Raw genomic sequence first — 25,090 nt, 5'->3', positions numbered from 1 at the left:
TTTCATCTGATCGTCCTCGTGCGGCGCAGAGACCGCCGCACTGCAAGGAGGACCTTTCGATGAACAGCAGGCTTCTCAAAGGCCTCACCGCGGCGACGCTCGCCGCGATGATGGCGGTCGCCTCACCCGTGCTCGCGCGTGGCGGAGGTCACGGCGGCTTTGGCGGTGGCGGCCATTTCGGCGGCGGCGGGCATTTCGGTGGCGGCATGCACGCAGGCGGTTTTGGCGGCATGCGTGCCGGCGGGATGGGCGGCGCGCGCTTCGCCCATGTCGGCGGTCCCGGCTTCGGCGGGGCACGCTTCGCGCACGCGGCGATCGGGCCGCGCTTCGCCGGCGCCGGCTGGCACGGCCGCCACGCCTTCCATCATCATCACTTCCGCCGTTTCGCCGTCTTCGGCGCGCCCTTTGTCTACGCCGGCTATAGTGGTGGCTGCTGGCGCAGGAGCTGGACGCCCTATGGATGGCAATGGGTCAATGTGTGCGGAGACTATTGGTAGTCACATCGCCGTACCGCACCATTGTCGCGGTCGCCACCGGGCGGTTCCGTCCAGCCCCGGAACGGGATAGTCTGGTGGCGATCGTCGCGCGGAGTTTTGCATGACCGGAGGTCATCGTCGCATCCTGGTCGTCGAGGACGATCCGGAAACCGCAGGCCAGCTCGTCGAGGAATTGACGATCTCGGGATACGAGGTCGATCTCGCTGCGAGCGGCCGCGAAGCGCTGAGCCACGGCGCCGCGCGCGACTATGCCGTGATCACGATCGACCGGATGCTGCCTGATGTCGACGGCATCAGCGTGATGCGGCAATTGCGCGACGACGGCGTTGCCGCGCCGTTCCTGATCATTTCCGCGCTCGGCGAGGTCGATGACCGCGTGCGCGGCTTGCGCGCCGGTGGCGACGATTATCTGGTCAAGCCGTTCTCGTTCACCGAATTGCTGGCGCGGCTCGAGGCCCTCGGCCGCCGCAGCGAGACCATCGCCAAGGAGACGCTGCTGCGGGTCGGCGATCTCGCCATCGACCTGATCGCGCGCAACGCCAGCCGCCGCGGCCGCAAGATCCCGCTGCTGCCGCGCGAGTTTCAACTGCTCGAATATCTCGTCCGCAACGAGGGCCGCGTCGTCTCCCGCGCGATGCTGCTCCAGCATGTCTGGGACCTGCATTTCGATCCCTCCACCAACATCATCGACGTCTATGTCGGGCGCGTCCGCCGCAAGGTCGATGACGCCCAGGCCTATCCGCTGATCCACACCATCCGCGGCATCGGATATTGCCTCCGTGCTCCTGGCTAAGACGCTCCGCTCCTCGACCTTCCGTCTGGCGCTGATCGCGATCGCCGCGTTCGGACTGATCGTCGCGGCGATCATGGCCTATGTCTATTTCGGCACGCTGGCCTATGTGGAGAGCCGGCTCGGCCACGCCGTCGACCATGACGGCTTCACCGGCATGATCGAGCTCGCGATGGCTGCGGTTGCCGTGCTGCTGCTGGTGCTCGCCGGCCTCGCCGCCGTGCTGGTGACGCGGCGCACGGTGGGGCGGATCGAACAGATCAATGCCACCAGCCGCGCCATCATGCTCGCAGGCCTCGATCAGCGCATCCCCTTGCGCGGCAGCAACGACGAATGGGACCGCGTCGCCGAAAGCCTCAATCAGATGCTCGACCGCATCGAGACGCTGATGGGCGAGGTCAAGCAGGTCAGCGACAACGTCGCCCACGATCTGCGCACGCCGCTGACGCGGATGCGCGGCCGGCTGGAAAAGGCCTATCATCACGAGCGCAACGGCGAGGCGGACGCGGCGCTGATCGGCGACACCATCGCCGATCTCGACGCCGTGCTTGGCATGTTCGCCTCCATCACCCGGATCTCGGAGATCGAGACCCGCGCCCGCACCGGCGCCTTCCGCGCGCTTGACCTTGCCGAGATCGCCGGGGAGGTCGTCGAGCTCTACGATGCCGCCGCCGAGCAGGTTGCTACAAAGCTCAGCCTTGCCGGAGACCGCCAGGTGCCGATCACGGGCGATCGCGACCTGCTGTTCGATGCCATCGCCAATCTCGTCGACAACGCGATCAAGCACGGCCGGCCAGGCGGGCAGGTGACGGTAACCTGCCGCAGCGCCGACGGTGGCGCGGTGATCGCCGTTGCGGACGATGGTCCGGGCATTCCCACTGAGGAGCGCGATCACGTCTTCAAGCGCTTCTATCGGCTCGAACAGAGCCGCTACACGCCGGGCAATGGGCTTGGCCTCAGTCTGGTGGCAGCCGTCGCGCGCCTTCACGGCGCCGAGATCGCGCTGCGTGACAAGGCGCCGGGGCTGATGGTGCAGCTCAGCTTCCCCGCGACATCGGCGAAGTGAGACCCGGTGGCATCACAATTCGATCACACCGCGGCGCGCCGCATGCGCCACCGCGTCGGTGCGGCCGGTCGCGTCCAGCTTGTCGAGCAGCGAGCCGACATGGAATTTGACGGTGTGCACGGAGATGCCGAGCCGGCGCGCGATCATCTTGTTGGAGGCGCCCTCGGCCATCAGCGCCAGCACGTCGAGCTCGCGCTGGGTCAGCGCGATGTCCTCGGGCATGACGCGCGCATCGCGGGCGACGATCGCCGCGGCGGCCTGCTCGCCGGGCCCGGCAAGACGAAGCCCGGCGACGTTGCCGAGCAAGGCCGCCAGGCGATCGGCGAGCGCGGGGTCGTCGATCTCCAGAGCGAGCACGATCTCCGGCGTCTTGTCCTCGCTCACGCCTCTGGCCTCTCGCCGACCGTGACCTTGAAGCTGACCGGCTCGCCGCCGCGGCGCGCCGCAAGATCGACCACCGCGCCGACGCTCGCAGGACCCAGCGTTCGCGACAGAGCGCGCACGCCCGACAGCTTCTGGTCGTTGACCGCCACGATCACGTCGCCCTGGCGGATGCCGGCCGCGGCCGAAGGTCCGGCCTTGTCGACATTCATCACCATCGCGCCGATGCCGTCCTCGAGCCGCACCGGCTGCAGCCCGAGGCCGAGGTATCCGCGCGCGATGCGGCCACGGGTCTCGAGTTGCGGCGCGACGCGCTCGATCGTCGCCGTCGGGATCACCAGCACGCGCCGCGGGCCGAGCACGGCCATGCCGAACGCGCCGCCCGATGCATCGAGCGCAAGGCCGCCCTGCTGGGCGGGACGCAGGCGGACGTCGAGCTCGATCCGGGCATCGATGTCGCCGCCGCGCAATGAGCGCCAGCTGTTGCCGGACGCCGATACCATCCCGAGCGCCGCGCTCGGCGTATCGCGATGGGTCGCGACCACCACCGACAAGGCCCCCAGCGGCGGGACGGTCGCGACGAGCTTGACCGGGGCCGCCGCAATGTCGGCGCGGAGCAGCGCGATATCGGTCGTGTGGTCGCGGCCGGCGATCGTGGCGGCCACGCGGCTGCCGTCGGGGAGGCCGATCTCGACCTCACCCTCGTCGGCCAGCGCCTCGTCGGCGGTGACGATCAGGCCTGCTTTCCAGACGAAGCCGGTGGCACGGGAGCGATGCGAGTGCACGGAGACGATCGAGGGCGCGGTGCGCGCCACGACGTCCGCGAGGGCGGATGACAGTGAGGACAGGGCGGTCAGGTCGGTCATGGTAAGCTCCTGTAAGTTGTCCTCAATTTGGGATGTCGCGAGCGATTGCGAAACTGGCCGGGTGGCCAGGACCGGGGCGGCTCTCCGTAGGACCACGGCCGACGAATATGTGATTGGGAGCGCCTCACGGGAACGTGTAGCAATCCGAAAATTGCGCCATTTCGCCTCAAGCATTTCAGCGAGTCCTGACCAATGACCATCGACCTCACCCGCCGTACCCTGCTGCAACTCGCCGGCGCGACCTCGCTTGCGATGGCGGCCGCGGCCGCGGCCCGCGCCGAGGGCGCTCCGCAGGGCGGCGGGCCGACCTATGCCAGCCGCACGCCGATGCGGGTCGGCATGGTGACGCTCCGGGTGAAGAATCTCGACAAGGTTGCGGATTACTACCGCGACGTGATCGGGCTCACCGTGATGGAGCGCTCGGCAGCCGCCGCCAGGCTCGGCACATCAGGCATCACGCTGCTGGTGCTGGAAGCCCGTCCCGATGCGGCAATCGAGCCGCGCAACGCCGCCGGCCTCTATCATACCGCCTTCCTGATGCCGACCCGCAAGGACCTGGCGCGCTGGCTGGTTCACGCCGCCTCGCACCGCGTGAAGCTGTCGGGCTTTGCCGACCATCTCGTCAGCGAGTCCGTTTATCTCGACGACCCCGAGGGCAACGGCATCGAGGTCTATGCCGACCGCGATCCCTCGCAATGGCAGTGGAGCGAGGGCAGCGTGAAGATGGCGAGCGACGAGCTCAACATCCCCGATTTGCTGTCGCTGACCAATACGCGCGTGCCGGATTATGCCAAGGCGCCGGATGGAGTGCGCATCGGCCACATGCATCTGCGTGTCGGCGATCTTGCGCAGGCCGGAAACTTCTATCATGGCAACATCGGCCTCGATCCGACCCGCAGCCGCAGCGGCGCAGCGTTCCTGTCGTCGGGCCGCTATCATCATCACCTCGGCATGAACGTCTGGCAGAGCCAGGGCGCGGGCCAGCGCGACGATCAGATGACCGGCCTTGCCTGGTTCTCGCTGGTGACGGAGAAGCCGGACATTCTCGCCGCGCAGGAGGAGCGCCTGCGCAAGGGCGGCGTGCGGCTGACAACGCTCGCAAGCGGCGTGGAGGCCGCCGATCCCTGGGGCACGCGCGTGCGGCTGCTCAGGGTTTGATCGCGAGCGCAGGCGTTGGTAAGACCCATCAGTCGCAAACCAGCGCTCCGGGGTCATCACCGACATGTCCGAATTCCACGGCGTCTTTCCCTATCTCGTCTCGCCCCTCGATACCGACGGCATCGTGCGCACCGAAGTCCTCGGCAAACTCTGTGACGATCTGATCGGCGCCGGCGTGCACGGCTTGACGCCGCTCGGCTCGACCGGTGAATTCGCCTATCTCAATGCCGCGCAACGCAGCTCCGTCGTGCAGACCACCATCGAGGCCGCGAAGGGCCGGGTGCCTGTTATCGCGGGTGTCGCCTCGACTTCGACCGCGGATGCGGTGGCGCAGGCGAAGGCGTACCAGAAGCTCGGCGCCGACGGCATCCTGGCAATCCTGGAAGCCTATTTCCCGCTCACTGACGCCCAGGTCGAATCCTATTTCCGCGCCATTGCGGATGCGGTGGACATCCCCGTCGTCATCTACACCAATCCGCAATTCCAACGCTCCGATCTCACCCTCGACATCATCGCGCGTCTCGCCGAGCATCCGCGCATCGGCTACATCAAGGACGCCTCGACCAATACGGGCCGGCTGCTCTCGATCATGAACCGCTGCGGCGATTCCTTGCGCGTGTTCTCGGCCTCCGCCCATATTCCGGCTGCGGTGATGCTGATCGGCGGCCTCGGCTGGATGGCGGGCCCGGCCTGTATCATCCCGCGCCAGAGCGTCGCGCTCTACGACCTCTGCAAGGCCGGCCGCTGGGACGAGGCCATGGCGCTGCAGCGCCGGCTGTGGCGCATCAACGAGGCCTTCGCCGGCTTCAACCTCGCCGCCTGCATCAAGGCGGGGCTCGCGATCCAGGGCTATGAGGTCGGCGATCCCGTCCCGCCGCAGGCTCCATTGACGGCCGAGGCGTGCAAGGCCGTAGAAGCGGCGTTGCGCGAGGTCGCGTAGCCGAGTGTCACGCGGCAATATGTCCCTGAACGCCCTGCGGAAAGCCAAACGGAACCCTATCTGTCTCGATCAGGAAACTTCCAGGGGTCTGCGACGTTGCTGCGTGAGCGAGGTCCGACATCTCATGCATGTGCATTCAGAACTCTGCTTTCAGCACGCATCGCGGTGATCACCGATGAATCGTCGCTACGTCATCGGCGCGGCAGCCTTTGCGGCCCTGCTGCTCGCCGTCACTGCCGCGAAGATTCTGCATGTCCCGATCCTGCATGTCCCATGGGCGGCATCCTCCGCACGTGCGGTCGAGCAGCGCGGGCCGCTGTCCGATGGCGAAAAGGCGACCATCGACATCTTCGAACGCGTGTCGCCTTCGGTTGTCCAGGTGGCGGTGAAATCGACGGCCAGTCCTCTCATGGGCGAGGAGGGGCAGGGCGGCGCGTCCGGCACGGGATTCGTCTGGGACCGCGACGGGCACCTCGTGACGAACAATCACGTCGTGGCCAATGGCGGCGAGATCGCCGTGCGCTTTGCATCGGGCGAGGTGGCTGAGGTCGACCTTGTCGGCACCGCCCCCAATTACGATCTCGCAGTGCTGCGGATCCGCAGCGTGCGCGAGCTTCCGCCGCCGGTGGCTCTCGGCAGTTCGAACGACCTGAAGGTCGGGCAGTCTGCGTTTGCGATCGGCAATCCCTTCGGGCTGGATCAATCGATGACGAGCGGCATCATCAGCGCGCTCAAGCGCAGGCTTCCGACCCATGGCGGCCGGGAGATTGCCAACGTCATCCAGACGGATGCCGCGATCAACCCGGGCAATTCGGGCGGACCGTTGCTGGATTCCGCCGGCCGGCTGATCGGCGTCACGACGGCGATCATATCGCCGTCGGGTTCGAACGCCGGCATCGGTTTTGCGGTGCCGGTCGATGTCGTGAACCGGATTGTCCCCGAACTCATCCGCAACGGCCGGGTGCCGACACCCGGCATCGGCATCGTGGCCGCCGGCGAGGATGTCTCGACGCGGCTTGGTGTCGAAGGGGTGATCGTCGTGCGGACGGGTCCCGGCAGCCCTGCCGAGCGGGCCGGGATTCGCGGTGTCAACATGACGACCGGCGCGGTCGGAGACATCATCACTGGGGTCGAAGGCAAGCCGGTGCGGCGCCTCTCCGACCTGACCGATGCCCTGGAGCAGGCCGGTGCAGGGAAGACCGTTCGGCTCACGGTCAAGCGCGGCTCGGACAGCCGCGACGTGAACGTGGCCATCATCGACATCGAGCGTTCCTGACCCCGGTAATCTGCCCGGCCAAGAGGCATGGCACGCAATGCAGATGTGCCGCGGCTCGGTTGTCTGGCCCGTAAAATCGGCTAAAACCCCCGCGGTCGTTTTCCGGATTTCAAGGATAGAGCGGAATGAACATTCTTCCCGGCAATTTGCGTTTCGGAGCGGGGCAGCCCGTCAAGCGTTTGGAAGACCAGCGGCTGCTCACCGGGAAGGGACAGTTCATCGACGACAAGCCGCAGGACGGCGCGCTGTGGTTGCACGTGCTGCGTTCGCCGCACGCCCACGCGAAGATCTCCTCGATCGACACCAGCGCGGCCGCCGCGATGCCCGGTGTTGCCGCGATCTACACCGGCGCCGACCTCGTCAAGGACGACATTGGCAGCATCCCGACGCTGAGCATCTTCAAGCGCCCCGACGGCAAGCCGATGACCGTGCCGCCGCGCCGGCTGCTGGCCCACGAGATCGTGCGCTATGCCGGTGAAGCCGTGGCTGCCGTGGTGGCGTCATCGCGCGTGGAGGCGCAGAGCGCGGCCGAGGCGATCGTGATCGAATACGACGTGCAGCCCGCGGTGGTCGACCCGGTCGAGGCCGTCAAGCCCGGTGCGCCGGTGGTATGGCCCGAGGCGCCCGACAACATCGTCGGCGCCATGGCTTACGGCGATGCCGCCAAGGTGGACGAGGCTTTTGCCAAGGCGGCGCACACCGTCGAGCTCGATCTCGTCAGCCAGCGCCTCGTACCGTCCGCGATGGAGCCGCGCTCGACCATTGCCGAGATCGACAAGAAGAGCGGACGTCTCCTGTTGCATGTGCAATCGCAGACCCCGGCTTCGACCCGCGACGTGCTCGCCGAGGCCGTGCTGAAGCGTCCCACGGACAGCATCCGCGTGCTGGTCGGCGACATCGGCGGCGGCTTCGGCCAGAAGACCAATCTCTACCCGGAAGACGGCATTGTCGCTTACGCGGCAATCAAGCTGAACAAGAAAATCCGCTGGCGCGGCGACCGCACCGACGAGTTCGTTGGCGGCACCCATGGCCGCGATCTCACCTCGACGGCGTCCTTCGCGCTGGATGAAAAGGGCAAGGTGCTGGCCTATCGCGTCAGGTCGATCGGCTGCACCGGCGCCTATTCCTCGGGTGCGGCGAACATCATCCCGCTGGTGCTCGGGCCGTTCGTGCAGACCGGCGTCTACGACCTGCCGCTGGTGCATTTCGAAGTAAAGTCGGTGATGACCCACACCGCGCCTGTCGGCGCCTATCGCGGCGCGGGCCGTCCCGAAGCCCTCTTCATCGTCGAACGCCTGTTCGACGCTGCTGCGCGAAAGATCGGCATGGACCCGCGCGCGATCCGCAAGGCCAATTACATCAAGCCGGCGCAGCTGCCCTACACCAACGCGGCCGGGCAGGTTTACGATTCCGGCGCGTTCACGCATATGCTCGACCGCGCCGTGAAGCTCGCCGACTGGGACGGCTTTGCCGCGCGCAAGAAGGCGGCGAAAAAGAAGGGCCTGCTCTACGGCCGCGGTCTCACCTCCTACATCGAATGGACCGGCGGCCGCGCCCACACCGAGAAGGTCACGCTGCAGGCGACCTCGCAAGGCCGCGTCGTGCTGCATTCCGGCACCATGGCGATGGGCCAAGGCCTGCAGACCACCTACACGCAGATGATCGCCGACACGCTCGGCATTGCCATGGACAAGATCGACGTGGTCCAGGGTGACACTGATTTGGCTATGGGCTTTGGCAGCGTCGGCTCGCGCTCGCTGTTCGTCGGCGGCACGGCCGTGGCCGTCTCTTCCAACGATCTGATCCAGAAGGCGCGCGAGAAGGCGGCGCACGTGCTGGAGACTTCGGTCGAGGACATCGAATACCAGGGCGGCATGCTCACCGTGGTCGGCACCGACCGCCGCATCAGCCTGTTCGACATCGCCGAGAAGGAAAGCGGCGCCAGGCTCAGCGTCGATTCGGAAGGTGAGGTCGACGGTCCGAGCTGGCCCAACGGCACGCATATCTGCGAGGTCGAGATCGATCCCGAGACCGGCGTCTCCAAGGTCGTGCGCTACACCACGGTCGACGACGTCGGCGTCGCCGTGAACCCGATGCTGGTGACGGGCCAGATTCATGGCGGCGTCGCGCAGGGCATCGGCCAGGCGTTGTATGAGGGCGTCTCCTACGATGCCGACGGCCAGCTCCTCACCGCGAGCTACCAGGATTATTGCATCCCGCGCGCCGACGACGTTCCGCCGATCGTGGTGACGCTGGATGATTCCGCGCCCTGCCGCACCAACCCGCTCGGTGCCAAAGGTTGCGGCGAATCCGGCGCCATCGGCGGCCCGCCTTGCGTCACCAACGGCGTGATGGACGCGCTCGCCGATCTCGGCATCACCCAGCTGAATACGCCGCTGACGCCGCAGAAGGTGTGGCAGGCGATCCGGGATGCGACGGCGGCGGGGTAATCCTTCACGGGCACCGTCATTGCGAGCGCAGCGAAGCAATCCAGAAATCCCTCCGCGGAAAGATCCTGGATTGCTTCGTCGCAAGAGCTCCTCGCAATGACGGAAGAGAGAGCCCTAGCCTTCAAATCCCCAGCATCATCTTCGCAATGATATCGCGCTGGATCTCCGAGGTGCCGCCGAAGATCGTGTAGGCGCGGCCGTTGAGATATTCCGGCACCATTGTCAGCATCTCCTCCGGCGTCGCCGGCTCGTGGTTGAGCTTGTAGAGCGGGCGCATCGGCTCGACGGCGAGGGCGTCATGGCCGATCACGTCGGCGCCCAGCCGCGTCACCGCCTGGCGGATCTCGCTGTTGCGCAGCTTCAGGATCGACGACACCGCGCCGGGGTTCTGCCCGGTCTGTAGCGCCGAGAGCACGCGCAGCTCTGTCATCTCCAGCGCGTCGATGTCGACCTCGACCTCGGAGATGCGCGTCGCGATATCGGGGCTGTCGATGGCCCGTCCGGTCAGGTCGGACTCGGCGAGATCCGCGATCGCCTTCAGCCCTTCGCGCAGCTTGGCCGACGCAATGCCCGAGCCGCGCTCGAACTCGAGCAGATATTTGCCGTAGGTCCAGCCCTTGCCTTCCTCGCCGACCCGGTTGGCGACGGGCACGCGCACGTCGTCAAAGAACACCTGGTTGACCTCGTGGTCACCGCCGATGGTGAGAATGGGACGCGTGGTGATGCCCGGCGTCTTCATGTCGATCAGGATGAAGCTGATGCCGTCCTGCTGCCGCGGCCCGTCGCTGGTGCGCACCAGTGCGAACATGCGATTGGCGTGGTGGGCATGGGTGGTCCAGATCTTGGTGCCGTTGATGATGTAACCGTCGCCGTCGCGCACCGCGCGCGTCTTCAGCGAGGAGAGGTCGGAGCCGGAGCCCGGTTCGGAATAGCCCTGGCACCAGTAATCCTCGCCGGAGAGAATCCGCGGCAGGTAGAAGTTCTTCTGCTCCGGTGAGCCGAAGCCGATGATGACGGGCCCGACCATCTTCACGCCCATCACGTTCACGTTGGGCACGCCGGCCCGCGCGGACTCTGTCTCGAAGATCCAGCGCTGCGCCGGCGTCCAGTCCGGCCCGCCGTGCTCGACCGGCCAGCCCGGCGCGCCCCAGCCCTGCCGGTGTAGCGCACGCTGCCAGGCCATGCCGATGTCAGGATCGGAAAACACCGACGGCGTCAGCGCGGTCGCGCGCTTCATCTCCTCGGTGAGATTTTTCGCGATGAAAGCGCGCACCTCGCTCTGGAAGGCGCGCTCGTCGGCATTGAACGTGAGGTCCATGAGGCTCTCCCAGTGTCAGGCCCTGCGGCCAAGCTCGGCGTGGCGCGCGTAGTGGTGCGCACTGCCGCCAAACAAAGTGTCGAAGGCGACGAGCCGCTTGAAATAGGCGCCGACCTCGAGCTCCTCGGTGACGCCCATGCCGCCGTGGAGCTGGATCGATTGCTCGCCGACGAAGCGGGCGCATTTGCCGATCTTCGCCTTTGCGCCGGATGCGGCCCGCGCGCGCTCGACCGGCGCGCTGTCCGCCTTCAGCGCGGCGCGTAGCGCCATCGAGCGGGATTCATCGACCTGCATCGCCATGTCGGCGAGGCGGTGGCGGATGACCTGGTTGGCCGACAGCGGCCGGCCGAACTGCTTTCGGATCTTGGTATATTCCAGCGTGGTGTCGAGCAGCGTCTGCATGATGCCGACGGCTTCCGCAGCTAACGCGGCCATGGCGCAATCGACGGCCCATTCGATCGCGGGCAGGGCATCGCTGCCGTCGCCGAGCAGGGCGTCCTCGGGCAGATGCACGTCGGAGAGCTCGATGTTGCAGGCGCGTCCGCCGCCGAGACGCGCGTAGTCGGAGATGGCGAGGCCCTCCGCCGTTGCCGGCATGACGAACAGGCCGATGCGCCCGGAAGGGCCGTGATGGTCATGGATGAGCGCGGAGACGATGATCTCGTCGGCGGCGTGCCCGTCGAGAACGGCGATCTTGCTGCCGGCGAGGCGCCAGCCCTGTGCCGTCTTGTTGGCGCTGGTGGCGACCTTGGCAAGATCGAATCGTGCCGCGCGCTCGGAATGCGCCAATGCAAGCTTCAGTGATCCGTCCGCCACCTTGGGCAGGCTGGTTTGCTTCTGCTCATTGGTGCCGCATCTGGCGATCAGCGCGGCTCCCAGCACCACGGTCGCGACATAGGGCTCCGACACCAGCCCGCGCCCGAAGGCTTCCATCAGGATGCCGATCTCGACCGCGCCGCCGCCGAGCCCGCCGAACTCTTCGGGCAGCGGCAGCGCCAGCCAGCCGAGCTCGGCGAATTGTTTCCACACCGCAGGGCTGAAGCCCAGCGGATCGTTCGCCATCTTGCGGCGGTGATCGGCGTCGTAGCTTCCGGCCACGAAGCGCTCCGCGCTCTCGCCCAGCAGCCTTTGCTCGTCACTGAGATTGAGATCCATGTTGTCTACTCCGCCGCCGCCGGCGGCTTGCGCACGGAGGGATGCAGGCCTGAGGGATCGACGATCATGCCGAATTCTTGAAGATTGTGCGCGTGGCAGAGCTGATGCAGCGCAAAGGCCTGGTCGATCGCGGCGGGCTGGCCCATCACGTCGATCGAGCGGTTCACGGCTTCCTTGGTCATCTTCAGCGCGAAGGACGGCTTTGCCGCGATCCGCCTCGCCAGCTCCAGCACGCGCGCCGACAGTTCCGCGCGCGGCACGATTTGATTGACCATGCCGAGCTGGTGCGCTTCCTGCGCGCTCCAATTGTCGGCGGTGAACAGGAACTCCTTGGCCTTGCGCGGGCCGAGCTCCCAGGGATGCACGAACCATTCGACCCCGCAGACGCCCATGGTGACGACGGGATCGCAGAACTGCGCGTCGTCGCTGGCGATGATGAGGTCGCAGGCCCAGGCCAGCATCAGCCCGCCGGCGATGCACCTGCCGTGGACCTCGGCAATCGTGGGCTTGGCGAGATTGCGCCAGCGCCGCGTGATCTGGAGATAAATCTCCTGTTCGCGCGCGAAGCGGCCATGGGCATTTGGCTCGGCAAAACCGCCCCAATTTCCGATCGGTGGAAAATCGACGCCGGCGGCGTTCTTGCCGCCGGGGCGCAGGTCGTGGCCGGAGGAGAAATGCGGACCGTTACCGGCGAGGATGATCACCTTGACCGAATCGTCCTGCACCGCCGCATCGAAGGCGGCGTTGAGGTCGTAGGTCATTTGCAGGTTCTGCGCGTTGCGCGCCTCCGGCCGGTTCATCACGATCCGGGTGATCGCCGGATCCGGCCGCTCCACGAGGATGGTCTCGAACGAGGTCATCGCGTTCCCTTGCCGTCTTCGGCGTTTCCATTGTTGTTTTGCCTGAGTTGACTATGTCGGCCCGTGCGAGGCAAGAGGCTTGCGTCAGTCGGCTGGCGTGTGGACACGCACATGCTTGTTGCCGTCATTCCGGGGCGCGAAGCGAACTATGGTGCGCAATTGCGCACCTGAGAATCTCGAGATTCCGGGCTCGATGCTTCGCATCGCCCCGGAATGACGGAACAAATCTCGACATTCCGCGTGTCCGATCTGGTAGTTTGTGACAGATTCCACCGGGAGAAATTCAATGCGCAAGATCCTGACCGTGCTGGCGGCGCTGGCCTCGCTGAGCCTCACCAATTGCGGCTACAACGCGATCCAGAGCGAGGACGAGCAGATCAAGGGCAATTGGTCCGAGGTCGTGAACCAGTATCAGCGCCGCGCCGATCTTGTGCCCAATCTCGTCAACTCGGTGAAGGGCTTTGCGCAGCAGGAGAAGGACGTGCTGCTCGGCGTCACCAATGCGCGCGCCAAGGTCGGCAGCATCCAGGCGACGCCCGAAGTGTTGAACGATCCGGCCGCCTTCCAGAAGTTCCAGGCCGCCCAGGGCGAGCTCTCCAGCGCGCTGTCACGGCTGCTGGTCGTCACCGAGAACTACCCGCAGCTCAAGTCGGATGCGCTGTTCAAGGACCTGATGTCGCAGCTCGAGGGCACCGAGAACCGCATCACGGTGGCGCGCAACCGCTACATCAAGGCGGTGCAGGATTATAACGTCACCATCCGTTCCTTCCCGAGCAACCTCACCGCGATGATGTTCGGCTACAAGGAGAAGCCGAACTTCTCGGTCGCAAACGAGAAGGAGATCTCGACCGCGCCGAAGGTGGACTTCAACCCGGCGCCTGCGCCGTCGAAGTAAGCGCACGTCGTTTTGCGAATGCGCCAAGCCCCACCCGCCACTGTCATTCCCCGGGAAAGCGGGGAATCCCGTACGCCGCGGCTTCACGGTTCAAGCACTGCGGCCTCTGGAATACTGGATCGCCCGCCTTCGCGGGCGATGACACTCAGGGTGTGGTGCGCAGCCATCCTTGCAACACTCCTCTTCACCTTCTCGCTCCCCGCCTCAGCCGACGTCGCCGTCCCCCAGCTCACCGGCCGCGTGGTCGATCAGACCGGGACGCTCTCCAGCACCGACGTCGCCTCGCTGTCGCAAAAGCTCCGCGACTTCGAGAGCCGCAAGGGCAGCCAGGTCGCCGTCCTGATCGTGCCGACCACGCAGCCGGAGACGATCGAGCAGTTCTCGATCCGCGTCGCGGAGGCCTGGAAGGTCGGACGCACGAAGGTCGACGACGGCGCGATCCTCGTCGTCGCCAAGAACGACCGGCATCTGCGTATCGAGGTCGGCTACGGGCTCGAGGGCGCGCTCACCGACGTCACCTCGCGGCGCATCATCGACGAGATCATCACGCCGAAATTCCGCACGGGCGATTTCGGCGGCGGCATCTCGGATGGTGTCGATCGCATGATCCGCGTCATCGACGGCGAGCCGCTGCCGGTTCCGTCTCCCACCGTGAACTTCGGCAATCTGGACGATCTCGCCCCGATCTTCATCGTGACGCTGTTTGCCTCGATCGGGGTCGGCGGGGTCTTCCGGGCCGTGCTGGGGCGGCTGCTCGGATCCTTGGTGACCGGCGGCATCATCGCAGGGCTGACCTGGCTCATTCTCGGCTCTTTCGCGCTCGCTATGGCTGTCGGTGTGCTTGGCTTCATCATCGGATTTGTCGCCGATCTGTTTTCGGCGATCACGCCGGGCACCGGCCGCTCGCGCGGCGGCTCGTGGTCGAGCGGCAGCTCGGGAGGTGGCTGGAGCAGCGGATCGTCTTCCAGTGACAGCGGCAGCTTCAGCGGCGGCGGGGGCAGTTTCGGCGGCGGCGGCGCCTCGGGGAGCTGGTAGCGGTCATGACCATCAAGCGCATTGCCAGGCATCTCGTGCAGCATCATTGGCGGGCGAAGCAGATTTTTCCGCAAGTCGTGCTCGACCGCATCGAGCAGGCCATCAAGCGGGGCGAAGCCACCCATTCGGGCCAGGTCCGCTTCGTGGTTGAAGGCGCACTCGACGGCCGTCCCCTGTTCCGCAACCAGCCGGCCCGCGAGCGCGCGCTCGACGTGTTCTCGCACCTGCGCATCTGGGACACCGCGCACAACAACGGTGTCCTGATCTATCTCCTGCTCGCCGACCGCGACGTCGAGATCGTCGCCGATCGCGGCATCCACGCCAAGGTCGGCGCCGAAGGCTGGGAAAGCATCTGCCGCGCCATGGAGGCCGAGTTCGGCACGGGCCAGTTCGAGCGCGGCGTGATCGCCGGGATCGAGGCGGTATCTCGCGAGCTGGCGCGACATTTCCCGCCGCAGGGCCCAAGTCGCAACGAGCTGCCGGATGCGCCGGTGGTGATGTGAGTGCAGGCCGATAGTCCACACCCCGTCATTGCGAGCGTAGCGAAGCAATCCAGAGTCTTTCCGCGGAGAAGCTCTGGATTGCTTCGTCGCTTCGCTCCTCGCAATGACGTGGGTGAGAGCCCGACCGTCCGGCCATTCCTCCGCCGTTCATCTTGCCCCGATTACAATTTGTTTCACGCTCGCCACACCGGTTCCATCTTCCCGGCCAAATTCGGCCCCGGATGACTTCCTAAAATTTCGGTAAGCGGGTCCGCAGGTAAGGAATTCGCAAGCAATGAAAGTTACCAAAAGGTCAACCCAGACTGGAGTATTTGAGCCGTGAGCGAACCAATGCCCGATCAGGCTGTCCAAAGGACTGGCGAACAGACCGGCGTCGTCGAAGCTGCTGCGACCGCGCCGCACGCCGTCGAAGCCGCTGGGATCGAGGCCCCTTCGATTGCCCCGGACCACGAGGCGCCGCCCAAAGCTGATCCGGTCAAGGTCGAGCCGCCAAAAATCGAGCCGCCTCGGATCGAGGTGCCGAAGTTCGAAGCCAAAGCCGAGACCAAGCCTGAGCCGAAGCCCGGCAAGCTCATCGTCATGGCGCCCTCGGAACGGTCCTGGGACCGCGAGGACTTTGCTCCGCATGTAAAGGCGGACGAGCCGCGCGAGGCCGGCGGCAAGCGGCGCTTGTCGGCGATGGCCGCGGTGGTGGCGATCGCCGCCAGCGTCGGCGCGATCAGCGGCGCGCTTGCGACCGCCGGCATGATGCATTTCGCAAGCCCGGCCCAGGCGCCGGCGCAGGTCGCCGACACCAGCGCGCTGGATGCTTCGGTCGCGCGGATCGATGCCGACCTCGTCGCGCTGAAGGCCAATGTCGAGCACAGCTCGAAGACCGGCGTCAGCCAGTTCAATCGCGCCAACGACCGCCTCGACAAGCTCGAGAAGGCGCAGGCCGAGCCGATGGCCAAGATCGCAAAGCTGTCCGAGACCGTCGACAAGCTCCGCGCCACGCCGCCCGCCGCCCCGGCGCAGGCCGCAGCGGCGCCCGCCAAGGAAACCACCGGCTCGATCGCGCCGACCCAGGTTGCGACCGCAGCCGCCGCACCGGCCCCGGTGCCCGCCGCGCCCAAGACCGAGGTCGGCCGCCTGCCGACGATCGAAGGCTGGAGGCTGCGCAACGCCGCCAATGGCGGCGCGCTGATCGAGGGCCGCGACGGCCTCTACGAGGTCTATCCCGGCGATCCCATCCCCGGCGTCGGCCGCGTCGATGCGATCCGCCGCCAGGACGGCCGCTGGGTGGTCGTCACCAGCAAGGGCCTGATCGTCGCGCGCTGAGCGTTCGATATCCGACTTTCAAAGAGGCGCTTCACCACTGTGTGAGGCGCCTTTTTGCTTGAATAGGCATCCCGGCGCGGTGTTACCTAAGGCATGAGCCGCGCGTTGCGAATTCTCGTTGCTGCCGCCTTGCTGTTTGGTGGTGCGGCCTCGCTGTCGGCAGCGGAGACCGCGCCGATGACGCGCGGCACGGCCATCACCGATCCCGAGCTGCTGCGAAGGCTCGACGAGGGCGACGCGCTCACGATCCCGCGCCTGTTGTCGCCGGAGCGGAATGCCGACCGTCCGCTGACGACGGACCTGCTGTTTTCGGAGCTGCCGCAGCTCAAGGACATTCCGCCGGCGATCGACGCGGAGCTCGACCGCTACATCGCCCAGCGCAAGGCGGAATATCCGACCGAGACCATCGGCGTCGGCGAAGGTTTTGATGTGCAGCTGTTCGACCGGACTGTGCTGAAATCTCCCAACACGCGTTTCGTGCTCGCCGGAATCGTCAACCGCATGGACCGCGCCTATGTCTCGGAAGAGTCCTGCGGCGAAATCCGCTTGATCTACCGGCTCGCGCGTTTCGACGGCGGCAAGACCGCGACGCGCCTGCCGATGACGTTCAATCTGGTGATGAAGGCGAGGGATGCGCGCCAGACCGATGCGGACGGAAAACCAATCACCTGCGCCGAGGTCGCGCGGCGCTGGCTCGACAATGGCGACTGGCAAGGGTTGATCGGCAGTCGCTTCCACCCCACTGATGCCATGCTCGATCGCGTCGAGACCAACATCCAGCTCTCCGTCGCGCCGAAATCGGCGCTGCACGATTTCCGCTCCGACTATCTACTCAAGGTGTTCAAATACGACGCAGCGACGCAACAGTTCGTAGAAGCGGTGCTGGAGAACCAGATCGACCGCGACCGCATCCTCACCGACGATGCGCTTCGGCGCGACTTCAAGGCCTGGCTGCTCGCACCCGAGAATTTGCGCGAGTTCGATCGCGGCACGGTGCTGATCCCGGAAAGATTTCTTGCTAGGGCCGCGGTGGTGCCCACACCCGCAGGCCTCGATGCCTCGACGCTGCAGCCGGAGTTCGGCATGGTGCAAGGAGAAAGCAAAGGCGAGGGTCGCGACGACCCGGTCTTCACCGACAACGACGTGGTCGGCGCGTTGAAGCAGGCGGCCGCGCGCGGGGATATGCAGAACATCCGTTCGGTCGCAGGGTTCCAGCGCCGCCTCAACGACGTCACCTGCTCAGGCTGCCACCAGACCCGCGGCGTCGGCGGCTTCCATTTCCCCGGCGTCGATTGGCTCGCGGACAGGCCGTCCAACGCTTCTATCGTGCCGGCCTCGCCGCATTTTGTCGGTGACCAGCTCCGCCGGCGCGACATCCTGACTGCGTTTGCCGCGGGCAAACGCCCTGATTTCTCACGCGGGTTTGCCAGCCGGCCGCAGACCCGCGGCAGCCGGGAGCTCGCCGGCACCGAATACTGGGATGGCTGGGGCGCGCATTGTTCCCTGCAAGATGCGGGATCGGGAACGCTCGATAAGAGTTTTACGTCATGGAGCTGTGCTAACGGTCTCAGCTGTCAGGCTGCCGCGGCCTCACGCCGCATCGGCATGTGCTTCATCAAGACGCGTTAAGCCAACAAGCGATTTGGATGATTCATGACGGATACGGGCAACGCCAACAAAGCGCGCAATCGCGAGATCGCGCGCAATGAAGAAGCCAAGCAGGTCACCGGCAGCGCCCGCGTGAGCATCTGGGCGATCGCGATGGCCGTCATCGTCGGCGGCATATTGTTCACGCTCGGCTGGCTGTCGTTGCGGTAGCTTTCACTTCGCGTAATTCGTCATGCGCTTGCCCGGCAGCAGCTCATAGGCCGGTTTCCAGCCGGGCAGCGTGGCCATGCGTCCGAGCCAGGCGTGGATGGCAGGATGGCTTTCCGCGAATTCAAAGCCGTGCTCGTCGCTGGGATAGTGCAGATAGGCCATCATCGAGATGTCCGCGACCGTCGGCCTCGTGCCGATCGCGAATTCATTGTGCTGGAGATGCCCGTCGAGAATGCCGAGGAAGTCCTCGAGGCGGCGGCGGAAATGCTTCAGCACCTGGGGATCGTTCTTTTCGGTGAAGGCCCGCATGAAGCGATAGGTCGCCATGTAGCCGGTGAGCTTGTGGTTGTCCCAGAACAGCCAGCGCAGCAGCTCGAACTTTTCGTCCTCCGTCTCGCCGCCGAAGCGGCCGTATTGCTCGGCGAGCTTGAGCAGAAGCGGCGCAGTCTGCGTCATTTTCACGCCGTCGATTTCGAGCACGGGAATCTCACCCATCGGATTCACGGCCTTGCGCCATTCCGCCGTGCGTGTGACGCCGCCGCCAAAGTCGGTCCAGACAGGCTCGAACGTCTCGCCGCAAAGCGTCAGCATCAGCGCCAGCTTGTAGCTGTTGCCGGATTCGGGGAAGTAGTGCAGGCGGTAGCTGGGCATGGGACCTCGCGGCGTTGGCGTGTTGCCGATTGTTATATCGGATAGTCCCACATCGTCATTGCGAGCGTAGCGAAGCAATCCAGCAATGCAGCCGCGGTGGGATTCTGGATTGCTTCGCTGCGCTCGCAATGACGGTGGCGCGCCGCCTTACCCCACCGCCCCCGAACTCCGCAGCTGCTTGATCGCCGCCTCGTCGTATCCCGCGCCGCGCAAAATCTCGTCACTGTGCTCGCCCACGGCGGGCGGCTTGCGCGGCTGAACCTTCTTGGCGCCATCGATCCAGATCGGGCTGTTGATGGTGAGCATCGTGTCGTTCTCGAACGGCACCAGCACCTCGTTGTCGAGCATCTGCTTGTCGTTCGGGATGTCGTCGAGAATGGCGACGACGCCGAACACCAGGCCGCTGCCGTCGAGGATCTTGCGCCACTCGGCGAGATCTTTGGTGGCGAAGGTGTCGTCCAGGATCTTGATCAGCTCGACCGAGCGGGCATGGCGGTCCGCCTTGGTGGCGAAGCGGGGATCATTGACCAGGTCCTCGCGTCCGAGGCACTTGGCCAGCGTTGGAAACTGCTTCTCCTCGCTCAGCAGCGACAGGATCAGCCAGCGGCCGTCCTTGCACTGATAATGGTTGGCGACCGCGTTGAGCGCGCGCTCGCGCGGACGCCGCTCGCCGAACTTGGCGCCGCAGAGCTTTGCCTGCGCCAGCACGCTCGCCGCCCACACCCCGTTCGCCATCAGATTGGAGGCGACATGCGAGCCTTTGCCGGTCTTCTCGCGCTGATAGAGCGCGGTGACGATGGCGCCGTAGAACGCCATGGCGCAGGGATGGTCGCCCATGCCGGCGACCGAACGGGCCGGGGTCGTGTCGGTGTCGGCACGGACCAGGTCCATCAGGCCCGAGCGCGCCCAATAGGCGTTGCTGTCGAAGCCGGGCTTGTTGGCCTCCTCGCCCTTCTCGCCATAGCCGGTGAAGGAGGCGTAGATCAGCCGGTCGTTGAGATGGGCGAGGTGATCGTAGGTGATGCCGAGCTTGGCGCGCACCGGCGGCGGCATGTTGGTGATGAAGACGTCGGCCTCTTCGACCAGCTTATAGAGCACGGCCTGCGCTTCCGGCCTGGAGAGGTCGAGCGCGATGCTCTTCTTGTTGCGGGCTTCCAGCAGCCAGGCGAAATTGTGCTCGCCTGAGGGATAGCCAGGCAGGTTCGGCAGATTGCGGTAGGGATCGCCAGCGCCGGGCGGCTCGATCTTGATGACATCGGCGCCGAAATCCGACAGCACGGTCGCGGCCGCGGGCGCTGCGATGAAGCTTGCGCAGTCCAGAACTTTCAGGCCTGAAAAGATGCCTTTTTCCATCGCGCGTCGCTCCCTCGCTCTTGTCGTTTCCCGCGCGCTGGAATTGGCGCGGGGCAGATGGTGGGAGCCATTAGACCGATGTTTTGCAGGGATGCAACGGCGCCTGGCGCAGGGCCCATTGCGGTGATCCGTCACCCGAGGTGGCCGCGAAGCGGCCCTCGAAGGGCGACGGCCGGGCTGCATCTGGGCCGTCCATCCTTCGAGGCTCCTGGCGCGGTGCTTCGCATCGCGCCACTCGCACCTCAGGATGACGGAACTGGTAATGCGCATGTGGCGACGGCGCGAAGGCAGCCTTACTCCTCCCCCGCTAGCAACGCCGCATTGCCCCCCGCCGCAGCCGTGTTGATCGTCACCGTCTGCTCGGTCGCAAAGCGCGTGAGGTAGTGCGGGCCGCCGGCCTTGGGGCCGGTTCCGGACAGGCCGTTGCCGCCGAACGGCTGCACGCCGACCACCGCGCCGATCATGTTGCGGTTGACGTAGATGTTGCCGACCTGGACGCGGTCGATGATGGCTTCGATGGTGTCGTCGATGCGGGAATGGACGCCGAGGGTGAGCCCGTAACCGCTGCGCTCGATTGCCTGCAGCACGCGTTCGAGGTTCTCCGCACGATAGCGCACCACATGCAGGATTGGGCCGAACACCTCCTCGGTGAGCTGGCCGGCGTCCTTGAGCTCGAAGATGTGCGGCGCGACGAAGCAGCCTTGCGGCGCGGTGCCGGCAAAGTGCAGACGTGCCTCGCGCGTCATCCGGGCGATGTGCGCGTCGAGGCGTTGCTTGGCCTCAGCATCGATCACGGGGCCGACATGGGTTGCGACGTCACAGGGATCGCCAATCTTCAACTCGCGTGCTGCGCCCGCGATCATCTCGATCATGCGGTCGCCGACGTCCTCCTGCACGAACAGCAGCCGCAGCGCCGAGCAGCGTTGGCCGGCAGAGCGGAACGCGGAGGTGACGACATCATCGGCAACCTGCTCGGGCAGCGCGGTGGCATCCGCGATCATGGCATTGATGCCGCCGGTCTCCGCGATCAGCGGCACGATCGGCCCGTCCTTGGCGGCGAGCGTCCGGTTGATCAAGCGCGCGACCTCGGTCGAGCCGGTGAAGACGACGCCGGCAATATCGGGATGCGCCGTCAGCGTCGCACCGATCTTGCCATCGCCGGTGACGAGATGCAGCGCGCTTTTGGGGATGCCGGCCTCGTGCAGCAGGGCCACGGCCTCGCGCGCGATGCGCGGCGTCTGCTCGGCGGGTTTTGCCACCACGCTGTTGCCGGCCATCAACGCCGCCGTGACCTGGCCCAGGAAGATCGCCAGCGGAAAATTCCACGGCGATATCGCAACGAAGACGCCCCGGCCGCGCATCGCGAGCGCATTGCTCTCGCCGGTCGGGCCCGGCATGACGGTGTCGTTTCCGAACAGCTTGCGGCCCTGCGCGGCATAATAGCGGCAGAAGTCGGCGGCCTCGCGCAGCTCCGAGAGCGCATCGTCGAGCGTCTTGCCGCCCTCAGTTTGCAGCAGAGTGATGAAACGGGCGCCGCGGCTCTCCAGGAGATGCGCGGCCTGCTCCAGCACAGCCGCGCGCGTGCCGGCGGGTGTGCGGCTCCAGGCCGCAAAGCCCGCGCGCGCGGCTGTCACTGCCGCGTTGGCCTGGTCGGGCGTGGCATCGGCGATCGGCTTGAGGGCAGCCGTCTCGGCTTTCACGTCATTCAGCAACAGGTCGAGCGCAGCGCGCGCGCCGAATTCAACGCCGCGCGAATTGCGCCGCTCCGGCGCAAAGAGATCGCCGGGCAGCGGGATCTTGGGATGGGCCGCCTGCTGCGGCTGAATGATGGCATCCGCCGGGCGCCGCAACAGCGCCGTAACAGGCACGCGATAATCGGCGGCCTGCGCCACGAAGGAGGAATTGGCGCCATTCTCCAGCAGGCGCCGCACCAGATAGGCCAGCAGGTCGCGATGGCTGCCGACCGGCGCATAGGTGCGGTAGGCGATCTCAGGATGATCCTTGGCAAGCTGCTCGTACAGCGCTTCGCCCATGCCGTGCAGGCGCTGGAATTCGAAGCCGCCGCTATTTCCGGCAAGCTCCAGCACGGTCGCGACCGTCAGCGCGTTGTGGGTGGCGAATTGCGGGAAGATGCGCGGCCGCAAGGCCAGCAGCTTTGTCGCGCAGGCGACGAAGTTGAGATCCGTCATCGCCTTGCGCGTGAACACGGGATAGCCGTCGAGCCCGCGCTCCTGCGCGCGCTTGATCTCGGTGTCCCAATAGGCGCCCTTGACCAGCCGCACCATCAGCTTGCGGTCGTGCGCGCGGGCGAGTTCGTCGACATAGTCGATCACCGCGCTGGCGCGCTTCTGATAGGCCTGGACCGCGAGGCCAAATCCGTCCCAACCGGCTAGCGAGGGATCGGCGAGCGTTGCCGCGATCACATCGAGCGACAGCTCCAGCCGGTCGGCTTCCTCGGCATCGACGGTGAAGTTGAGGTCATGGGCCTTGGCGCGCTGCGCGAGGTCCAGCAGCAGCGGCACCAGCTCGGCCATCACCCGCTCGCGGCTGATCGCCTCGAAGCGCGGATGCAGTGCCGAGAGCTTGACCGAAATGCCGGGCCGGTCGGGCAGGGGATGGTTGCCGGCCGCCTTGCCGATGGTTTCGATTGCGCTGGCATAAGCATCGAAATAGCGCTTGGCATCCGCCGCCGTGCGCGCGCCTTCGCCGAGCATGTCGAAGGAATAGCGCGGCTTCTGGCCGGAGCGCGGACGGCCCCGCTCCAGCGCCTGCTCGATGGTCTCGCCGAGCACGAAATGATTGCCCATCAGCCGCATCGCCTGGCGCGTGGCGGTGCGCACCGCCGGCGCGCCGAGCCGCTTCACCAGCCGGCCGATGGTGCCGTCGGGCGTCTCGCCGGGCTGGATCACCCGCGCCGACAGGCCGAGCGCCCAGGCCGAGGCGTTGACCAGGAAGGCGGTGGACTTGGTCTCGTGGTGGATGAAGTCACCCTCGCCGAGCTTGTCCTCGATGAACTGGTCGGCGGTGCGCGAGTCGGGCACGCGGAGCAGCGCCTCGGCCAGCACCATCAGCGCGAGCCCCTCCTTGGTCGACAGTGCGAACTCCCGCAGCATGTCCTCGACCCCACCGAGGCGGTCGTCGCGCTTACGGATCGCCTCGATCAGCCGCGTCGCGGTGCGGTCGATCCGCGCCTCCTGCGGCGGGGCCAGATGCGATGCCGGCAACAGGCGCGCGGCGATCTCGACGTCATCGGGTGCGTAGGGAGCCGTGAAGGGCGGCGGAATGTTCGGCATGGCGGGTCCTGTGGCTGAAATCCAGGATAATGCCGGGACTACCGTAGTTCGATAGACAATCTAGCTCGTTTGCCTTAAAAAATGAAGATCATCGCCAGAATAGCCGCATAAACCATGGAACTCGATCGAATCGACCGGAAGATCCTCTCGATTTTGCAGGAGGACGGGCGCATCGCCAATGTCGACCTCGCCGAGCGCATCGGGCTGTCGCCGACCTCGATCGGCGAGCGGCTGAAGCGGTTGCAGCGGGAGGGCTTTGTCGAGGGCTATGGCGCGCGGCTCAATCCGCACCGGCTCGGCCTCGGGCTCTTGGTGTTCGTCGAGGTGCTGCTCGACAAGACCACGCCGGATAATTTCGAGCGGTTTGCGCGCGCGGTGAAACTCGCGCCCGAAGTGCTGGAGTGTCACATGGTTGCCGGCGGCTTCGACTATCTTGTGAAGGCGCGACTGGCAGACATGACCGCCTATCGACGCTTCCTCGGCGAGACCCTGCTGTCGATGCCGGGCGTGCGCGAGACGCGGACCTATGCGGTGATGGAAGAGATCAAGCGCGACGCACCGTTGCCGGTGGGCTGACGAAATGCCGTCGCGATTGTCATTGCTGTGGCGTTGAACGAGCGGTCTTCGCGCGAAAAATAGCTCTCCGTGTGCAATCGCAACGCCTGTCGTCGAATGCACTCACCGTCTTCTAAAATTTTTTTGGCCCGGCTCCCGGACAGATCCGGGAGGCAGCAAATGCTGGCGGGCGCTTAGACTTTGAGGTTCTCTGCGGAGGTCTTGCCCCGGTTTGCGATCTCTTCGTATTCCACCGTCTGCCCCTCATTGAGGGAGGACAAACCGGCTTTCTGCACTGCCGAGATATGCACGAACACATCCTTGCCGCCCGACGCAGGCTGGATAAATCCATAACCCTTCGTCGGGTTGAACCACTTGACCGTACCTTTAGCCATCACGACTTCTCCGCGGGTCTTCCTCCGAGATCTCGAACCGCCAGTCCCCGCCAACCGGCCGGTTCGGTCCTAACAGGATACGCGGAATGTGGCGGGCTTGGTAGCTCAAACCACATCAGCATTTCGCCAATTCCGCTCAACTTCGCGGCGCTTTTACCGGTTTTGCCCGTTTCGCGGTCAAATGGCCCGATGCTGCGCGCCATCCGTCAATACGTCGCGGCCAGATAATCGACGATCTTGCCGACGTCGGCATCGTCGATCGGTGCGCCATAGACCTTGATCATCTTGGTCACCTCGGCCTGCCAGAAGCCTTTCCTGTCCTTCATCGGCGGCTGCGTCTTGATGTAGTCGGCCGAGTGGCAGGCGCTGCAATTGCCCTGCACGACGTCGAGATTGGGCCCGGGCTTGAGCGCCGCGACCTCATCGGGGGTCTTGTAATTGACCGGCGCGGCAAGGGCCGCTCCCACCGCGGCGGCAAGGGCAAGGGGAATGGCGAAGAGAACGGTGCGCTGCATGAT

General features: G+C 65.9%; 24 protein-coding genes. 14 read left to right on the top strand and 10 right to left on the bottom strand.

Annotated elements, in window-relative coordinates:
* Positions 1-59: 59 nt before the first annotated feature.
* The 3 genes from IVB26_RS32405 to IVB26_RS32395 all read left to right on the top strand — a co-directional run bounded on the left by IVB26_RS32405 (position 60) and on the right by IVB26_RS32395 (position 2,353).
* Positions 60-497 (top strand): hypothetical protein, encoded by a 438-nt coding sequence (locus IVB26_RS32405; protein ID WP_247969068.1) that lies wholly within the window; start codon positions 60-62, stop codon positions 495-497.
* Between the two features lie 100 nt (positions 498-597).
* Positions 598-1,290, top strand: coding sequence for a response regulator transcription factor (locus tag IVB26_RS32400; RefSeq protein ID WP_247969067.1), 693 nt, complete (start codon positions 598-600; stop codon positions 1,288-1,290).
* Complete coding sequence (locus IVB26_RS32395) at positions 1,277-2,353, top strand: sensor histidine kinase (protein WP_247969066.1); 1,077 nt, start codon at positions 1,277-1,279, stop codon at positions 2,351-2,353. Before IVB26_RS32400 ends, IVB26_RS32395 begins: the two co-directional genes overlap by 14 nt.
* Before the next feature lie 12 nt (positions 2,354-2,365).
* On the opposite strand, the gene IVB26_RS32390 is transcribed toward IVB26_RS32395, so the two are convergent.
* Positions 2,366-2,737, bottom strand: coding sequence for a response regulator transcription factor (locus IVB26_RS32390; protein ID WP_247969065.1), 372 nt, complete (start codon positions 2,735-2,737; stop codon positions 2,366-2,368).
* Entirely contained in the window at positions 2,734-3,600 is an 867-nt protein-coding gene (locus tag IVB26_RS32385) for a S1C family serine protease (RefSeq protein WP_247969064.1), read from the bottom strand. Before IVB26_RS32385 ends, IVB26_RS32390 begins: the two co-directional genes overlap by 4 nt.
* Before the next feature lie 192 nt (positions 3,601-3,792).
* On the opposite strand from IVB26_RS32385, the gene IVB26_RS32380 reads away from it, so the two are divergent.
* From IVB26_RS32380 to IVB26_RS32365, 4 genes are all read left to right on the top strand, one after another.
* Positions 3,793-4,758 (top strand): VOC family protein, encoded by a 966-nt coding sequence (locus IVB26_RS32380; RefSeq protein ID WP_247969063.1) that lies wholly within the window; start codon positions 3,793-3,795, stop codon positions 4,756-4,758.
* Between the two features lie 64 nt (positions 4,759-4,822).
* Positions 4,823-5,698 (top strand): dihydrodipicolinate synthase family protein, encoded by an 876-nt coding sequence (locus IVB26_RS32375; protein WP_247969062.1) that lies wholly within the window; start codon positions 4,823-4,825, stop codon positions 5,696-5,698.
* Between the two features lie 175 nt (positions 5,699-5,873).
* Complete coding sequence (locus IVB26_RS32370) at positions 5,874-6,974, top strand: S1C family serine protease (RefSeq protein WP_247969061.1); 1,101 nt, start codon at positions 5,874-5,876, stop codon at positions 6,972-6,974.
* Between the two features lie 125 nt (positions 6,975-7,099).
* Positions 7,100-9,424 carry a xanthine dehydrogenase family protein molybdopterin-binding subunit gene (locus tag IVB26_RS32365; RefSeq protein ID WP_247969060.1) on the top strand — a complete coding sequence of 775 codons (2,325 nt, stop codon included), beginning with the start codon at positions 7,100-7,102 and terminating at the stop codon, positions 9,422-9,424.
* Positions 9,425-9,545: 121 nt separating this feature from the next.
* Here the strand turns inward: IVB26_RS32365 and IVB26_RS32360 are convergent, their stop codons facing one another.
* The 3 genes from IVB26_RS32360 to IVB26_RS32350 are packed head-to-tail and all read right to left on the bottom strand — an operon-like array spanning position 9,546 to position 12,757.
* Positions 9,546-10,742 (bottom strand): acyl-CoA dehydrogenase family protein, encoded by a 1,197-nt coding sequence (locus tag IVB26_RS32360; RefSeq protein ID WP_247969059.1) that lies wholly within the window; start codon positions 10,740-10,742, stop codon positions 9,546-9,548.
* 15 nt (positions 10,743-10,757) lie between these two features.
* Complete coding sequence (locus tag IVB26_RS32355; protein WP_247969058.1) at positions 10,758-11,897, bottom strand: acyl-CoA dehydrogenase family protein; 1,140 nt, start codon at positions 11,895-11,897, stop codon at positions 10,758-10,760.
* A gap of 5 nt (positions 11,898-11,902) precedes the next feature.
* Positions 11,903-12,757, bottom strand: coding sequence for an enoyl-CoA hydratase (locus IVB26_RS32350; protein WP_247969057.1), 855 nt, complete (start codon positions 12,755-12,757; stop codon positions 11,903-11,905).
* A 286-nt stretch (positions 12,758-13,043) separates the two neighbouring features.
* Between IVB26_RS32350 and IVB26_RS32345 the strand changes: the two genes are divergently transcribed.
* From IVB26_RS32345 to IVB26_RS32320, 6 genes are all read left to right on the top strand, one after another.
* Positions 13,044-13,652: a LemA family protein gene (locus tag IVB26_RS32345; RefSeq protein ID WP_246928152.1), complete on the top strand. Its 609-nt coding sequence runs from the start codon at positions 13,044-13,046 to the stop codon at positions 13,650-13,652.
* 138 nt (positions 13,653-13,790) lie between these two features.
* Positions 13,791-14,687: a TPM domain-containing protein gene (locus IVB26_RS32340; protein ID WP_247969056.1), complete on the top strand. Its 897-nt coding sequence runs from the start codon at positions 13,791-13,793 to the stop codon at positions 14,685-14,687.
* A 5-nt stretch (positions 14,688-14,692) separates the two neighbouring features.
* Positions 14,693-15,190: a TPM domain-containing protein gene (locus IVB26_RS32335; RefSeq protein ID WP_247969055.1), complete on the top strand. Its 498-nt coding sequence runs from the start codon at positions 14,693-14,695 to the stop codon at positions 15,188-15,190.
* A 330-nt stretch (positions 15,191-15,520) separates the two neighbouring features.
* A complete protein-coding gene (locus IVB26_RS32330; RefSeq protein WP_247969054.1) occupies positions 15,521-16,507 on the top strand; it encodes a hypothetical protein in 987 nt (328 codons plus the stop codon).
* Positions 16,508-16,600: 93 nt separating this feature from the next.
* A complete protein-coding gene (locus IVB26_RS32325; protein WP_247969053.1) occupies positions 16,601-18,136 on the top strand; it encodes a hypothetical protein in 1,536 nt (511 codons plus the stop codon).
* Positions 18,137-18,160: 24 nt separating this feature from the next.
* The gene (locus IVB26_RS32320; RefSeq protein ID WP_247969052.1) at positions 18,161-18,325 is read left to right on the top strand and encodes a hypothetical protein; all 165 of its coding nucleotides are present in this window, start codon (positions 18,161-18,163) and stop codon (positions 18,323-18,325) included.
* A 3-nt stretch (positions 18,326-18,328) separates the two neighbouring features.
* Here IVB26_RS32320 and IVB26_RS32315 read toward each other — a convergent pair whose 3' ends face one another.
* The 3 genes from IVB26_RS32315 to putA form a co-directional block, all read right to left on the bottom strand.
* Positions 18,329-18,976, bottom strand: coding sequence for a glutathione S-transferase family protein (locus IVB26_RS32315; RefSeq protein WP_247969051.1), 648 nt, complete (start codon positions 18,974-18,976; stop codon positions 18,329-18,331).
* Between the two features lie 147 nt (positions 18,977-19,123).
* Complete coding sequence (locus tag IVB26_RS32310; RefSeq protein ID WP_247969050.1) at positions 19,124-20,329, bottom strand: CaiB/BaiF CoA transferase family protein; 1,206 nt, start codon at positions 20,327-20,329, stop codon at positions 19,124-19,126.
* A gap of 293 nt (positions 20,330-20,622) precedes the next feature.
* A complete protein-coding gene (putA, locus tag IVB26_RS32305; RefSeq protein WP_247969049.1) occupies positions 20,623-23,622 on the bottom strand; it encodes a bifunctional proline dehydrogenase/L-glutamate gamma-semialdehyde dehydrogenase PutA in 3,000 nt (999 codons plus the stop codon).
* A 114-nt stretch (positions 23,623-23,736) separates the two neighbouring features.
* Here putA and IVB26_RS32300 point away from each other — a divergent pair, with 114 nt between their 5' ends.
* Positions 23,737-24,198, top strand: coding sequence for an Lrp/AsnC ligand binding domain-containing protein (locus tag IVB26_RS32300; RefSeq protein WP_063196983.1), 462 nt, complete (start codon positions 23,737-23,739; stop codon positions 24,196-24,198).
* Positions 24,199-24,371: 173 nt separating this feature from the next.
* Here the strand turns inward: IVB26_RS32300 and IVB26_RS32295 are convergent, their stop codons facing one another.
* The gene (locus tag IVB26_RS32295) at positions 24,372-24,572 is read right to left on the bottom strand and encodes a cold-shock protein (protein ID WP_008134691.1); all 201 of its coding nucleotides are present in this window, start codon (positions 24,570-24,572) and stop codon (positions 24,372-24,374) included.
* A 206-nt stretch (positions 24,573-24,778) separates the two neighbouring features.
* Positions 24,779-25,087 (bottom strand): SorB family sulfite dehydrogenase c-type cytochrome subunit, encoded by a 309-nt coding sequence (gene sorB / locus IVB26_RS32290; RefSeq protein ID WP_247969048.1) that lies wholly within the window; start codon positions 25,085-25,087, stop codon positions 24,779-24,781.
* Between the last annotated feature and the right edge of the window lie 3 nt (positions 25,088-25,090).

Origin of the sequence: Bradyrhizobium sp. 195 (assembly GCF_023101665.1) — a bacterium.
Lineage (GTDB): Bacteria > Pseudomonadota > Alphaproteobacteria > Rhizobiales > Xanthobacteraceae > Bradyrhizobium.
This window is presented reverse-complemented; position numbering and strand designations above follow the sequence as displayed.

Coding starts and splice junctions, on each gene's coding strand:
- IVB26_RS32405 (WP_247969068.1), top strand. CDS start 60: ATGAACAGCAGGCTTCTCAAAGGCCTCACCGCGGCGACGCTCGCCGCG.
- IVB26_RS32400 (WP_247969067.1), top strand. CDS start 598: ATGACCGGAGGTCATCGTCGCATCCTGGTCGTCGAGGACGATCCGGAA.
- IVB26_RS32385 (WP_247969064.1), bottom strand. CDS start 3,600: ATGACCGACCTGACCGCCCTGTCCTCACTGTCATCCGCCCTCGCGGAC.
- IVB26_RS32380 (WP_247969063.1), top strand. CDS start 3,793: ATGACCATCGACCTCACCCGCCGTACCCTGCTGCAACTCGCCGGCGCG.
- IVB26_RS32375 (WP_247969062.1), top strand. CDS start 4,823: ATGTCCGAATTCCACGGCGTCTTTCCCTATCTCGTCTCGCCCCTCGAT.
- IVB26_RS32370 (WP_247969061.1), top strand. CDS start 5,874: ATGAATCGTCGCTACGTCATCGGCGCGGCAGCCTTTGCGGCCCTGCTG.
- IVB26_RS32365 (WP_247969060.1), top strand. CDS start 7,100: ATGAACATTCTTCCCGGCAATTTGCGTTTCGGAGCGGGGCAGCCCGTC.
- IVB26_RS32360 (WP_247969059.1), bottom strand. CDS start 10,742: ATGGACCTCACGTTCAATGCCGACGAGCGCGCCTTCCAGAGCGAGGTG.
- IVB26_RS32355 (WP_247969058.1), bottom strand. CDS start 11,897: ATGGATCTCAATCTCAGTGACGAGCAAAGGCTGCTGGGCGAGAGCGCG.
- IVB26_RS32350 (WP_247969057.1), bottom strand. CDS start 12,757: ATGACCTCGTTCGAGACCATCCTCGTGGAGCGGCCGGATCCGGCGATC.
- IVB26_RS32345 (WP_246928152.1), top strand. CDS start 13,044: ATGCGCAAGATCCTGACCGTGCTGGCGGCGCTGGCCTCGCTGAGCCTC.
- IVB26_RS32340 (WP_247969056.1), top strand. CDS start 13,791: ATGACACTCAGGGTGTGGTGCGCAGCCATCCTTGCAACACTCCTCTTC.
- IVB26_RS32335 (WP_247969055.1), top strand. CDS start 14,693: ATGACCATCAAGCGCATTGCCAGGCATCTCGTGCAGCATCATTGGCGG.
- IVB26_RS32330 (WP_247969054.1), top strand. CDS start 15,521: ATGCCCGATCAGGCTGTCCAAAGGACTGGCGAACAGACCGGCGTCGTC.
- IVB26_RS32325 (WP_247969053.1), top strand. CDS start 16,601: ATGAGCCGCGCGTTGCGAATTCTCGTTGCTGCCGCCTTGCTGTTTGGT.
- IVB26_RS32320 (WP_247969052.1), top strand. CDS start 18,161: ATGACGGATACGGGCAACGCCAACAAAGCGCGCAATCGCGAGATCGCG.
- IVB26_RS32315 (WP_247969051.1), bottom strand. CDS start 18,976: ATGCCCAGCTACCGCCTGCACTACTTCCCCGAATCCGGCAACAGCTAC.
- IVB26_RS32310 (WP_247969050.1), bottom strand. CDS start 20,329: ATGGAAAAAGGCATCTTTTCAGGCCTGAAAGTTCTGGACTGCGCAAGC.
- putA (WP_247969049.1), bottom strand. CDS start 23,622: ATGCCGAACATTCCGCCGCCCTTCACGGCTCCCTACGCACCCGATGAC.
- IVB26_RS32300 (WP_063196983.1), top strand. CDS start 23,737: ATGGAACTCGATCGAATCGACCGGAAGATCCTCTCGATTTTGCAGGAG.
- IVB26_RS32295 (WP_008134691.1), bottom strand. CDS start 24,572: ATGGCTAAAGGTACGGTCAAGTGGTTCAACCCGACGAAGGGTTATGGA.
- sorB (WP_247969048.1), bottom strand. CDS start 25,087: ATGCAGCGCACCGTTCTCTTCGCCATTCCCCTTGCCCTTGCCGCCGCG.